This window comes from Leisingera sp. (assembly GCF_034669605.1).
Lineage (GTDB): Bacteria > Pseudomonadota > Alphaproteobacteria > Rhodobacterales > Rhodobacteraceae > Leisingera.
The window spans coordinates 1-10,134 of record NZ_JAXMOX010000174.1; the positions used below are offsets into that span (position 1 = coordinate 1).

A 10,134-nucleotide genomic window follows, 5' to 3' on the forward strand; every position below is an offset into this window, starting at 1 on the left:
GCTGGCCGCCGAACACGGCGAGAAAAAGACGGTAATGATCGATGCGACCTATCTGAAGGCACACCGCACATCGGACGCTTCGTACTTTGCCCAGAACTCAGGGATCGTCAGGTTTTCGATGTCGTCGCACAGAATGCCAAACCCGATCTTCGCGCGCTCAAACTCCGACAAAGTGCGCCCGTTGGCGTCCTCTGCCGGGGCCAACGCCACGATGAACTTCTCCATGCCCTTCGACGGCTTCGGGAGGTTCTGCGGCTGGAAACGCCGACCGGACCAGCGCCAGGTTCGACCCGCCCCCGCGAACTGATGGCACGTTACTTCTCAGAATTGTGTACGGAATGTGTGACAAACGCTTAAGCTCCTGCATCAGATTTTGCAGAAGAAACAGAGACTTAAGACTGATCTAATGGTGCCCGGGGGCGGAATCGAACCACCGACACGAGGATTTTCAATCCACTGCTCTACCCCTGAGCTACCCGGGCACGGGAAGGCTTATCGCCTTGGGTGGGGGCCTTCTATGACGTGCACGCGGCGGTGTCCAGAGGGTTTTTGAAAGAAATTCACTAATGCCGGGTTTGAGGTGTTTTTTCTTCCGCAGGAAATATCTCCCGCGCTTCTTCCGGAGCGTTTTCAATATCTTCCGGGTCCAGACTGGGCACCGCATAGGTGCCGTTCAACCATCTGCAGAGGTCAATATCAGCACAGCGTTTGGAGCAGAAAGGCCGGTGTGCCCTCTGCGCCTCCCCGCCGCAGACCGGGCAACTCATTTCAAAACCTCCCGCAGGGCGATGCGGCTGCGCTTACGCTGCATTTCGAAGTGGCCAAGATTGGTCCAGCCGGCCAGTACCGTCTCCTCTGACTCGGATCGGACAGCCGCCCGCAATGCTGTTTCAAAACCGCGGCGGTCCTTTTTCGGCATCGGCGCAAGGTCCAGTACAATCTGTCCGGCCAATCCGCGCACCCGCAAGGCTCTGGGCAATGCTTTAGCGGCAGCCATATTGGCTTTGATACCGGCCGCCAGCGACGTGTCGGACCCCGTATTCACGTCCACAGCAACCAGCGCACGGGTCGGCTCGATGAACAGGAAGCCGCCGCCTGGCAGCGGCTCACGGATGCCCAGAGCTATATCCAGCGCGTCCAGCACCCCCAGACGCTCAAAGCCGCCGGAACCGCGTTCTATGTCCGCCGGCTCCACCCAGTCGCGCCAGGCCAGAAGATGCGGCGTGTCGCCCTCGGCCAGTACCTCAGATTCGGTCCCTTCGTCCTGCATCACCTGCATTGCCAGTGCCGCCATGGCAGCGACGTCTTCGGCGATCTCCCCGCTGTCCGCCCCGGCGCAGGCGGAGCGCAGGATCAGCCCATATCCGGTTTCGCCCATTTCCTCATGCGCAATTTCCAGCAGGCGGTCGCGCTCGTCTTCGTCGCGGATGCTGCGCGAAATGTTCAGGCCCGGCGCCTCGGGGGTCACAATGGCGTAACGGCTTTTGAACAGCAGTTTCTGGGTGACCGGGATCGCTTTGCCCGGCTCGGCAATACCGGAGACCTGCACCAGAAGCATCTGTCCGGGCGCCAGCCCCTTGACCTGACGCAGGAAGGCCGGCCCGTCAGGGGTGGTCAGGAACATGCCCCCCTGCCCTTTCACCGGCCGGTCGGCGCGGGCGCGGTAGATGGTACCAGGCGACGGTGCGTCGCTGTCGATCAGGAAATCCTCCAGTTTTCCATCCACCATCAAGGCAGCGGCTTCACGGTCCTGGATATGGTCGAGGATGATAGTGCGGCCCTTCATGCGGCAGCCTCCTGATACAATGGCAGCCCGGCGGCGCGCAAAAGGTTGGCGGTCTCAGACAACGGCAGCCCGACTATCCCCGTGAAGGAACCGCTGATCCACGGGATGAATGCGCCGGCGGGGCCCTGAATGGCATACCCTCCGGCCTTGCCTTCCCAATCACCCGTCGCGAGATAGGCGTTCAATTCCACGTCCGACAGGTTTTTCATCTTTACCTGGCTGACCACGTCCTTTTCCCAGACCCGATCGCCGCGGCGCACGGCGACTGCGGTAATCACCCGGTGGCGGCGGCCTGACAGGGCCAGCAGAAACTCTGCCGCCTCCCCCGCATTGCGTGGTTTGCCCAGAATGCGGCGGCCCAAGGCCACCGTCGTATCAGCACACAGAACCACATCCTTTGTCCCCGCGGGGACAGCTTCAGTTTTTTCCCTCGTGACCCGCACGCAATAGGCCCGCGGCAGCTCATTCTTCAGCGGAGTTTCGTCAATTTCCGGCGGGCGCACGCAGTCGGGATGCACCCCGAGCTGCGCCAGTAGCTGCAGCCGCCGCGGGCTGCCCGATCCCAGAATGAACTCCATACCGTGGCCCTTCTACCTGTTTGCGCCTGTCATACGGTGAATACCGGCAGCGGGAAAGCACCGCGCAGTCTCCTCTGGCCGAAAATACTTCGGCCGCAGGCGGCGGCTGCAAAGCCGCTGTAAAAAACAAAAGCCCGGCAAAGAGCCGGGCCTTGATAGTCTTGTCGGATCAGCTGCTTATTTAAAGCGGTAGTTGATCCGGCCCTTGGTCAGGTCGTAAGGTGTCATTTCAACCTGGACCCGGTCGCCTGCCAGAACTCGGATGCGGTTTTTGCGCATCTTGCCTGCCGTATGAGCGATGATTTCATGGCCGTTTTCCAGCTCGACCCGAAACGTCGCATTAGGCAGGAGTTCCTTCACGACACCGGGAAATTCGAGCGTATCTTCCTTGGCCATGTTGTCTCCATCATTGGGTTACCCCGCAAACTGCGGGACGTGCGCTTAAATGGGGGCATTTTTCCAATATTTCAAGGGCTCAATCAGGTTATGACGGCCTTTGTGACCGATTTCACCCGCGGCATTTGCTCTTCCCAGTGCAGCCGGTTCAACACCCCGCCGTCAGCCCGGACACGTGCTATGGCATCAAGGTCCGCCTCCCCGTAGGTCCAGCCGGGCCGGTTCATGCCGCCTGCGGCCAGCACACCGGTCTCCGGGAACCCCTTGTCAGGCGGGCCGAAAATGCCTCCCATGCCGGTATTTGCGTCCACCGACTCGGACCAGTCGTAGCGGCCCACCAACGACGCCATCGCCGTCACGCACTGGTTTTCCAGCGCCCGAGACATTGCCCCGATACGCACCCGCCAGTATCCGGCAAGCGCCTCGGTGCAGGAGGGAATCAGAATGACGTCCGTTTCTGCAAGGGCGCGTCCCAGCAACGGGAATTCACTGTCGTAGCAGATCAGCACGCCGATTCTTCCCAGCGAGGTATCGAAAACCTTGAGAGCCCCGCCTCCGGTGATGCCCCATTCCTCGCGCTCGAAACGGGTCATGATCTGCTTGTCCTGATGGTCGCGCTTGCCGGAGGGCGCATAAAACTCCGCCCGGTTCACCGGCCGGGCTGATCCGCTGTTCACAGGCGCTGAAGCCCCCAGGATATGCACCCCGTGTTCAGCGGCGAGTTTCTGGTGCAGGGCGGCGGCGTCTTCCATTTTTTCCGACACGGAATGGATCGACTGCTGCAGATCGCCAGCAACCGCGGCGCCATCCAGCGTGGACAGCTCCATTGCGCCGTATTCCGGGAACACCAGCAGCTCTGCCCCGTTGCCGGCGGCCTCTGACACCCAGGCGGCCAATTTGTCTTCATACTGCGCCCAGCTGTCGAGCCAGTCGAGCGTATAGGCGGCAGTTGCGATTTTCATCCTGTCTTCCCTTTTTTTACAATGCAGCCCACGCATTCTTCCGGTCATTTCTGGCGGCCTCCGGAAACGGGGGGACTTCCGTGCACCGCCTGTGCACCCCCTGCGCCCCTCTCTTGCAACGGTCCTGTGGAAAACCCCTCTGCATGACCGCTCCACCTTTGCTACAAATCCCGGGCCCAGAACTGCAGCGGCTTCTTCGTCTCTTCAGACTGACCCACATCTTTCCAGGAAAAATGCGCAATGGCGCCATCCAGGGGCTGATAGCCGCGCTTGCGCCAAAACGGGTCAAGCGGCGCATAATCTGCAGGCCGCAGCGGGTGGTCCGCCGGACGTTGCACCCCGCAGAACGCGCATTTACGGAAACCGTGTTTGCGGGCATGGGCCTCCCGCGCAACGAAGAAACCGTGCCCGGCGCCGCGGCCGCGGTAGCCCGGAAGCAGCACGGATTCGGCACAGTAAAAAACGTCGCTCAGATCGATGCCGCTGTTGTCAAATGCGGCTGCAAAATCATCCGCATGGTCGGCCAGCGGCGCACCAGTAGAGGCACCCACCAGAGTGTCTCCGTCAAACGCGCCGACGACAACAGCCCTCGCGCTGTCGCGGTAGCGTTGCAGGTAGTCCCGCTCATAGGCCAAATCACCATCGTAAAGATAGGGCCAATCCCGGAACACCTTGATCCGCAGGCGTGCGACATCGTCCAGCGCGGCCTCTAAGACCGCGCCGGTCATCGCTTCGATGCGGAGGGCCATCATGCAAGGGCCGGCTTGCCGGACACCTGCGCGATCCAGTCCGCCAGGTTGTAATAGGTGGTCAAACGGGAAATCTTGCCGTCCTTAAGCTCAATGAACGATCCGCCGGGCAGGCGGTAGGTCTGGCCCTTGGCTTCGGGCAGGCCTTCGTCGGTCACCAGATAGGTGCCGTTGACGATGAATTCCGCCGCTGCGCGGGAGCTGTCCTCAGAAGAAAAAATAACCATATCGGTCAGCTCTTCTTTGTAGCAGCGGCTCATATGCGCACAGAACGCGGCGAATTTCTCCTTGCCTACACGGATCTGCCCCTCGTTCACGTGGTGGGCGATCTGCTCGTCCAGGCAGTCCAGCATGGCATCGGTGTCGCCAGCGTTGAAGGCTGCAAAGTATCGCGCGATAGTGTCGGTCATGTTTTCTCCGTTGGTTCGCCCCAGCGATTCTTCAGATGCTGGATGATTTGGTCCCGGGATTGCCGGTAGACATCTAGCTTGGCTGCGCGCGTCTCACCCAGCCCGGTAGGGTCCATAATTGGCCAATATTCGACATCAAGGTGAAAAAAACGGGTGAGTTCCAGCGCCCGGCGCTGGCTGGCCGGCGACAGCGCCACCACCAGGTCAAAGGACGACAGATCATCGCCCCAGCGCTCCATCTCGTCAAACGAGCGGGAGCGGTGCCGCGAAAGCTCGACTTCAATTTCCTGGCAGACGGCAATCGAAAAGCCATCGATCTCCATGTCGTTCTTGACGCCGGCAGACTGCACATAGGTGCCGGTGCCATAGAATTTCTTCATGATGCCCTCCGCCATCGGCGAACGGACCGAATTGTGGTCGCAACAGAACAGAACGGACTGCGGCAGTTCCTCCACCGGTCAGCCTCCGAAGTGCAAGACGCAGATCAAGGTGAACAGGCGCCTTGCGGTATCGATGTCGACTTCGGCCTTGCCTTCCAGCCGTTCCTGCAGCACCCGGCTGCCTTCGTTGTGGATGCCGCGCCGCGCCATGTCGATGGTCTCGATCTGACTGGGCGGCATGGTTTTCACGGCACTGAAGTAGCTTTCGCAGATTTGATAGTAGTCCTTGACCACCTGACGGAACGGCGAAAGCGACAGGTGGAATTCTGCTGCTTTCTCGCCCGCTTCGGTGTTGATATCAAAGACCAGCCGCTTGTCGCGGATCGCCAATCCCAAATGGTAAGGTCCGGCGGGCAGATCGCGTCCATCGCGGGACGGAAGCGCAAAACTGTTGCCCTCGATCAGGTCGTAAATCGCCACTTTGCGCTCCTGCTCGATCTCGGGCGTCGGAGGCGGCAGATTGCGGTCGTCCAGTTCGATATGGCTAATGCGGCTCATGGGTCTTTGTCTCTATAATGCGCTGAGGCGTCCGGCCATGAGTATCGCACCGCCGCGCCTGGGGCAATGCAGCAGCGGGCGTCAAAGCCTGCGCCATTTGCGGCAGTGCTTGACAGGCCACGCCCGCACGCACAGCTTGCCTGCAATAGGAGACAGGATGATGACAAGGCTTGAACAGTTCTCCCTCAAAGGCCAGCGCGCGCTGGTGACCGGCTCCACGGACGGGCTGGGGTTTGCCGCGGCCAAGCTTCTGGCGGAAGCGGGCGCCGAGGTCTGGGTGAACGGACGCAGTCAGGACCGGGTTGCGGATGCGCTTGCCCGGATACCCGGTATCGCCCGCCCACTGGTTCTGGATGTGGCTGATGAGGGATCAGCAGCCGCGGCATTCGAAGACATCGCCGGTGAAGGCGGGCTTGATATTCTGGTCAACAACGTGGGGCAACGGGACCGGCGCGGCCTGACGGAATTCACGCGTTCTGATTTACAAGCGCTATGGGATGTTGATCTGGTCGCCCCGTTCCGCCTTGCGCAATTGGCCGCCGCCCAAATGGCACCAAATGGATATGGCCGTATCATCAACATTTCCTCGATTGCCGGCCTCATCGCGCAATCCGGAGATGCCGCCTACACAACTGCCAAAGCCGGCATCAACGGCATGACCAAGGCACTGGCGGCGGAGCTTGGCCCATATGGCATCACCGTGAATGCTATTGCCCCGGGGTTCTTCAAAACCGGCCCCAATATGGCCGCGGCCAGCGATCCGGAAATTGCTGTAAAACTGAAGAATGCCACCTCGCTCGGCCGCTGGGGCGAACCGGAAGAGCTGGCCCCGGCCATCCTGTTCCTTGCTTCGCCCGCTGCCTCATACATCACCGGGCAGGTGCTGGCCGTGGATGGCGGGTATACTTCGCACTACTGAACGGCCAGTGCTTTCTTTCCGGTTCAAAATACTCCGGGGTGCATGCGTGCGCCGCGCACAGAGTGGCAGCGCCCCTCAAGTTCTCAACCGTTCAACGCATCCAGACGCGCCGTGACAGACAGACCGTGCGCCTGCAGGCTTTCGCTGTGCGCCAGGATTTCCGCGGCCGGTCCGATTGCCCGCAGAGAATCCGGCGTCATCTGGCTGAGGGTCGTGCGCTTGAGGAAGTCCAGAACAGACAGGCCGGAGGAAAACCGGGCCGACCGGGCGGTGGGCAGCACGTGGTTGGGGCCGCCCACGTAGTCACCAATGGCCTCGGGCGTAAACTGCCCCAGAAAAATTGCTCCTGCGTGCACGGTCTGTTGGCTCAGAGCGGCAGGGTCTTTGACGCAAAGCTCCAGGTGTTCCGGTGCTATGCGGTTGGACAAGGCCGCAGCCTCATCCAGATCCCGCACGGTGATCACCGCACCAAAGTCCCGCCAGGAGGGTCCGGCAATTGCGCGGCGCTCCAGCGTTTCCAAACGTTTATCCACCGCCGCTGCCACAGCCAGGCCAAAACCCTCGTTATCGGTGATCAGAATCGACTGGGCGCTTTCGTCATGTTCTGCCTGGCTCATCAGATCCAGCGCAATCCAGTCAGGGTTGTTGTCTTTATCCGCAATCACCAGGATTTCGGAAGGGCCCGCAATCATGTCGATGCCCACCTTGCCGAAGACCCGGCGCTTGGCGGCGGCAACAAAAGCATTGCCGGGGCCGGTGATTTTATCAACCGGGGCGATGGTTTCAGTGCCATAGGCCAGTGCTGCTACAGCCTGAGCGCCGCCGACCCGGTAGATTTCATCCACGCCCGCAATCTTTGCGGCCAGCAGCACCAGCGGGTTGATCTGTCCGTCCGGGGTTGGAACCGTGACCGCCAGCCGCTGCACGCCTGCAACTTTTGCTGGAATAGCGTTCATCAGCACCGACGAGGGATAAGAGGCCAGTCCGCCCGGCACGTACAGACCCGCTGCCGAGACCGCTGACCAGCGCCAGCCCAAGCTTGCGCCGGTCTCGTCCGTCCACTGCGCGTCTTCCGGCATCTGGCGGGCGTGGTACGCGCGGATGCGTTCTGCGGCCACTTCCAGCGCCTCGCGTTCCTCTGCGGAAACCGCGGCGATGGCCGCCTCCACTTCTGCGCCGGTAATCCGCAGCTGCGCGGGGTCCAGTTCCATCCGGTCAAATTTCGCTGTCAGCTCCACCAACGCCGCATCGCCACGGGCGCGCACGTCGGCGATGATCCCTGCCACGACTGCATCCACATCCGGGCTATCCTCACGCTTGGCGCCCAAAAGAGCGGCAAAGGACTGTTCGAAATCAGAATCGGCGGTGTTCAGAAACTGCGGCATCGGGATCTCCTTTGGCCCTCGCATAGCTTTATGCCGGAGCGGTCTCAAGAACTATGGCGCGGGGCGGTGCAATTGGACGCAAGGATAGGGCGCTGCCCCTCATGACCAGACGGCCAATTCACCCCGGAGTATTCGGGACCAGAAAGAAGCAGCAGCCGTCAGGGCAGGGCTTTTCGCATCGGGATACATGATGTCCCGCAGAATCCCTCAGGTGCGTCAACTCTTTGCCAGCCATAGCTTTGGTAAAAGCCCAGCGCCGCGCGGGTCGCGTTCAGCCGCCCGTCGCTGTGGCCTGCCCCGCGCAGTTCCGTTTCAAGATGCCCCAGCAGCATGGACCCGGAACCGCGCCCGGCAGCATTGGGGGAAACATAAAGCAAAGAGACCGTCCCCTCCGGCTCCAGGCCGCCGACCGCTTCGGCGCCGCCGCCCCGTTCCGCCAGCCAGTAGCGACCGGGGCCGTCAATCCAGCTGACGATCTGCGCAGGCGACTTGTCCGCAGTCCAGTCAGCTATTCTTGCGGCATCGCCGCCGTGATCCGCCCGGCACAGGTCGCGGATCGACGCGATGAGCAGCTGACTCATCGCAAATACATCAAAGACTGTGGCAGGGCGGATCTGCAGCTCCGTCGCAGGGCGGGTAAAGACCTGCGAAACGCCGCGCTTGTTTTGCATCGGTCAAACGCCATGATCCGGCGCGTGCCCCGACGGCGCGCGATAAGGCCTGGTGACATCCCGCAGGGACACCTCCAGCGCCTCGACCGCCAGGCGCAAGGCACCGTCGCCAGCCAGGGTGAGCAGCACGTGGCCGGCACCGTCCTCACCGGGCTCGAAATCAAGGGCGAGCAGCGAAAGAACCAGATCCTTGTCCTTGCGGTCCACGCCCTGCGAGGCGACAGCCAGCACATTGTCCACCACCAGCAGCGACTGCACACGCTCAAAAGGCCGGGCGCGTCGTTCCGCAGCATCGCGGTCTTCCCAGCGAAACCGGTTCACCAGCAACGCGAAACGGCGTTCAGCCGCGCGCCAGCTCATTTCAGTTACCGGAAAGACCGCATCTTGCAGCAACGAGGACAGGATCTTAAGGTCTTCGGCCTCCAGCGCGCCCAGGTTCAGCGGCGCCTCGCGGCCGTCTTCGAAACTTGCATCCGCCATCACTCTTCCCTGATCCGTTCGATTCTGGCACCGACCCCGGAAAGTTTGCGCACCACGTGTTCATAGCCTCGGTCCAAATGGTAGACCCGGCTTACCTTGGTTTCGCCTTCCGCCGCCAGACCGGCGAGAATCAGCGAGACCGAAGCGCGCAGGTCGGTTGCCATCACCGGAGCGCCTTTCAGCTTTTCAACGCCTGTCACCGTTGCATGGCCGCCGTGCACTTCGATCTGCGCGCCCATGCGGGTGAGTTCCGGAGCATGCATAAAGCGGTTCTCAAAGATCTTTTCTTCCAGCACGGAGGTGCCTTCAGCGGTACACATCAGCGCCATCATCTGCGCCTGCAAGTCGGTCGGAAAGCCCGGGAATGGCTCAGTCACCACATCCACCGCCCGGACGCGGCCGTTCTTGCGGCTGACCATAAGCCCCTTGTCCGTCTCCGTCACTTGAATCCCTGCTGCCTCCAGCTTCTCACAGAAAGCTCCCACCAGGGAGATGCGGCCGCCTAGCAGTTCCACTTCACCACCGCAAATGGCGGGAGCCAGCATATAGGTGCCAAGTTCGATCCGGTCAGCCACCACCTGATGTGTCGCGCCATGCAGGCGGTCAACACCCTGAATGGTGATCTCGGGCGTGCCGTCACCCTCGATTTGCGCGCCCATTTTGCGCAGGCAATCTGCCAGATCAATGATCTCCGGCTCGCGTGCAGCGTTTTTGATGACCGTGGTGCCTTTGGCCAGGGTGGCCGCCATCATGACGTTTTCAGTCGCCCCGACCGAGGCGAAGGCCAGAGCGATCACGGCCCCCTTGAGGCCCTTAGGAGCCTTGGCATGCAGATAGCCATCTTTCAGTTCGATAGATCG

At 61.4% G+C, this 10,134-nt stretch carries 14 protein-coding genes, 1 tRNA gene and 1 pseudogene; 2 read left to right on the forward strand and 14 right to left on the reverse strand.

Annotated features, from left to right (window positions below; genetic code table 11):
• Nucleotides 1–307 (forward strand): annotated as a pseudogene (locus VOI29_RS18630) (hypothetical protein); the annotation flags it as partial.
• Nucleotides 308–407: 100 nt separating this feature from the next.
• Here the strand turns inward: VOI29_RS18630 and VOI29_RS18635 are convergent.
• The 10 genes from VOI29_RS18635 to VOI29_RS18680 form a co-directional block, all read right to left on the reverse strand.
• Nucleotides 408–482: transfer RNA gene (locus tag VOI29_RS18635), tRNA-Phe, on the reverse strand.
• 81 nt (nucleotides 483–563) lie between these two features.
• A complete protein-coding gene (locus tag VOI29_RS18640; RefSeq protein ID WP_323782075.1) occupies nucleotides 564–767 on the reverse strand; it encodes a DNA gyrase inhibitor YacG in 204 nt (67 codons plus the stop codon).
• Nucleotides 764–1,786, reverse strand: coding sequence for a ribonuclease E/G (locus tag VOI29_RS18645; RefSeq protein WP_323782078.1), 1,023 nt, complete (start codon nucleotides 1,784–1,786; stop codon nucleotides 764–766). Before VOI29_RS18645 ends, VOI29_RS18640 begins: the two co-directional genes overlap by 4 nt.
• Nucleotides 1,783–2,364, reverse strand: a complete 582-nt coding sequence (locus VOI29_RS18650; RefSeq protein ID WP_323782081.1) for a Maf family protein — start codon at nucleotides 2,362–2,364, stop codon at nucleotides 1,783–1,785. The genes VOI29_RS18645 and VOI29_RS18650 overlap by 4 nt, the downstream gene beginning before the upstream one ends.
• Nucleotides 2,365–2,541: 177 nt before the next feature.
• Nucleotides 2,542–2,760: a translation initiation factor IF-1 gene (gene infA / locus VOI29_RS18655; RefSeq protein ID WP_005620785.1), complete on the reverse strand. Its 219-nt coding sequence runs from the start codon at nucleotides 2,758–2,760 to the stop codon at nucleotides 2,542–2,544.
• 83 nt (nucleotides 2,761–2,843) lie between these two features.
• On the reverse strand, nucleotides 2,844–3,722 hold the full coding sequence (locus VOI29_RS18660; protein WP_323782128.1) for a carbon-nitrogen hydrolase family protein: 879 nt from the start codon (nucleotides 3,720–3,722) through the stop codon (nucleotides 2,844–2,846).
• Between the two features lie 161 nt (nucleotides 3,723–3,883).
• On the reverse strand, nucleotides 3,884–4,471 hold the full coding sequence (locus VOI29_RS18665) for a GNAT family N-acetyltransferase (RefSeq protein WP_323782155.1): 588 nt from the start codon (nucleotides 4,469–4,471) through the stop codon (nucleotides 3,884–3,886).
• Nucleotides 4,471–4,881 carry a ketosteroid isomerase-related protein gene (locus VOI29_RS18670; RefSeq protein WP_323782131.1) on the reverse strand — a complete coding sequence of 137 codons (411 nt, stop codon included), beginning with the start codon at nucleotides 4,879–4,881 and terminating at the stop codon, nucleotides 4,471–4,473. The genes VOI29_RS18665 and VOI29_RS18670 overlap by 1 nt, the downstream gene beginning before the upstream one ends.
• A complete protein-coding gene (locus VOI29_RS18675; RefSeq protein ID WP_323782134.1) occupies nucleotides 4,878–5,336 on the reverse strand; it encodes a low molecular weight phosphatase family protein in 459 nt (152 codons plus the stop codon). The genes VOI29_RS18670 and VOI29_RS18675 overlap by 4 nt, the downstream gene beginning before the upstream one ends.
• Before the next feature lie 3 nt (nucleotides 5,337–5,339).
• Entirely contained in the window at nucleotides 5,340–5,819 is a 480-nt protein-coding gene (locus tag VOI29_RS18680; protein ID WP_323782137.1) for a UPF0262 family protein, read from the reverse strand.
• Nucleotides 5,820–5,979: 160 nt separating this feature from the next.
• Here VOI29_RS18680 and VOI29_RS18685 point away from each other — a divergent pair, with 160 nt between their 5' ends.
• Complete coding sequence (locus VOI29_RS18685) at nucleotides 5,980–6,738, forward strand: SDR family oxidoreductase (RefSeq protein ID WP_323782140.1); 759 nt, start codon at nucleotides 5,980–5,982, stop codon at nucleotides 6,736–6,738.
• Between the two features lie 83 nt (nucleotides 6,739–6,821).
• Here VOI29_RS18685 and hisD read toward each other — a convergent pair whose 3' ends face one another.
• The 4 genes from hisD to VOI29_RS18705 all read right to left on the reverse strand — a co-directional run.
• On the reverse strand, nucleotides 6,822–8,123 hold the full coding sequence (hisD, locus tag VOI29_RS18690) for a histidinol dehydrogenase (protein ID WP_323782143.1): 1,302 nt from the start codon (nucleotides 8,121–8,123) through the stop codon (nucleotides 6,822–6,824).
• Nucleotides 8,124–8,281: 158 nt separating this feature from the next.
• A complete protein-coding gene (locus tag VOI29_RS18695; protein WP_323782146.1) occupies nucleotides 8,282–8,704 on the reverse strand; it encodes a GNAT family N-acetyltransferase in 423 nt (140 codons plus the stop codon).
• A gap of 93 nt (nucleotides 8,705–8,797) precedes the next feature.
• Nucleotides 8,798–9,274: a DUF2948 family protein gene (locus VOI29_RS18700; RefSeq protein ID WP_323782149.1), complete on the reverse strand. Its 477-nt coding sequence runs from the start codon at nucleotides 9,272–9,274 to the stop codon at nucleotides 8,798–8,800.
• Nucleotides 9,274–10,134: UDP-N-acetylglucosamine 1-carboxyvinyltransferase (locus VOI29_RS18705; RefSeq protein WP_323782152.1), on the reverse strand; the 861-nt coding region annotated here is incomplete at its 5' end. The genes VOI29_RS18705 and VOI29_RS18700, both read right to left, overlap by 1 nt.

Bases quoted from the DNA above. Each gene is read 5' to 3' on its own strand.
- VOI29_RS18640 (WP_323782075.1), bottom strand. From the start codon at position 767: ATGAGTTGCCCGGTCTGCGGCGGGGAGGCGCAGAGGGCACACCGGCCT.
- VOI29_RS18645 (WP_323782078.1), bottom strand. From the start codon at position 1,786: ATGAAGGGCCGCACTATCATCCTCGACCATATCCAGGACCGTGAAGCC.
- VOI29_RS18650 (WP_323782081.1), bottom strand. From the start codon at position 2,364: ATGGAGTTCATTCTGGGATCGGGCAGCCCGCGGCGGCTGCAGCTACTG.
- infA (WP_005620785.1), bottom strand. From the start codon at position 2,760: ATGGCCAAGGAAGATACGCTCGAATTTCCCGGTGTCGTGAAGGAACTC.
- VOI29_RS18660 (WP_323782128.1), bottom strand. From the start codon at position 3,722: ATGAAAATCGCAACTGCCGCCTATACGCTCGACTGGCTCGACAGCTGG.
- VOI29_RS18665 (WP_323782155.1), bottom strand. From the start codon at position 4,471: ATGGCCCTCCGCATCGAAGCGATGACCGGCGCGGTCTTAGAGGCCGCG.
- VOI29_RS18670 (WP_323782131.1), bottom strand. From the start codon at position 4,881: ATGACCGACACTATCGCGCGATACTTTGCAGCCTTCAACGCTGGCGAC.
- VOI29_RS18680 (WP_323782137.1), bottom strand. From the start codon at position 5,819: ATGAGCCGCATTAGCCATATCGAACTGGACGACCGCAATCTGCCGCCT.
- VOI29_RS18685 (WP_323782140.1), top strand. From the start codon at position 5,980: ATGACAAGGCTTGAACAGTTCTCCCTCAAAGGCCAGCGCGCGCTGGTG.
- hisD (WP_323782143.1), bottom strand. From the start codon at position 8,123: ATGCCGCAGTTTCTGAACACCGCCGATTCTGATTTCGAACAGTCCTTT.
- VOI29_RS18695 (WP_323782146.1), bottom strand. From the start codon at position 8,704: ATGAGTCAGCTGCTCATCGCGTCGATCCGCGACCTGTGCCGGGCGGAT.
- VOI29_RS18700 (WP_323782149.1), bottom strand. From the start codon at position 9,274: ATGGCGGATGCAAGTTTCGAAGACGGCCGCGAGGCGCCGCTGAACCTG.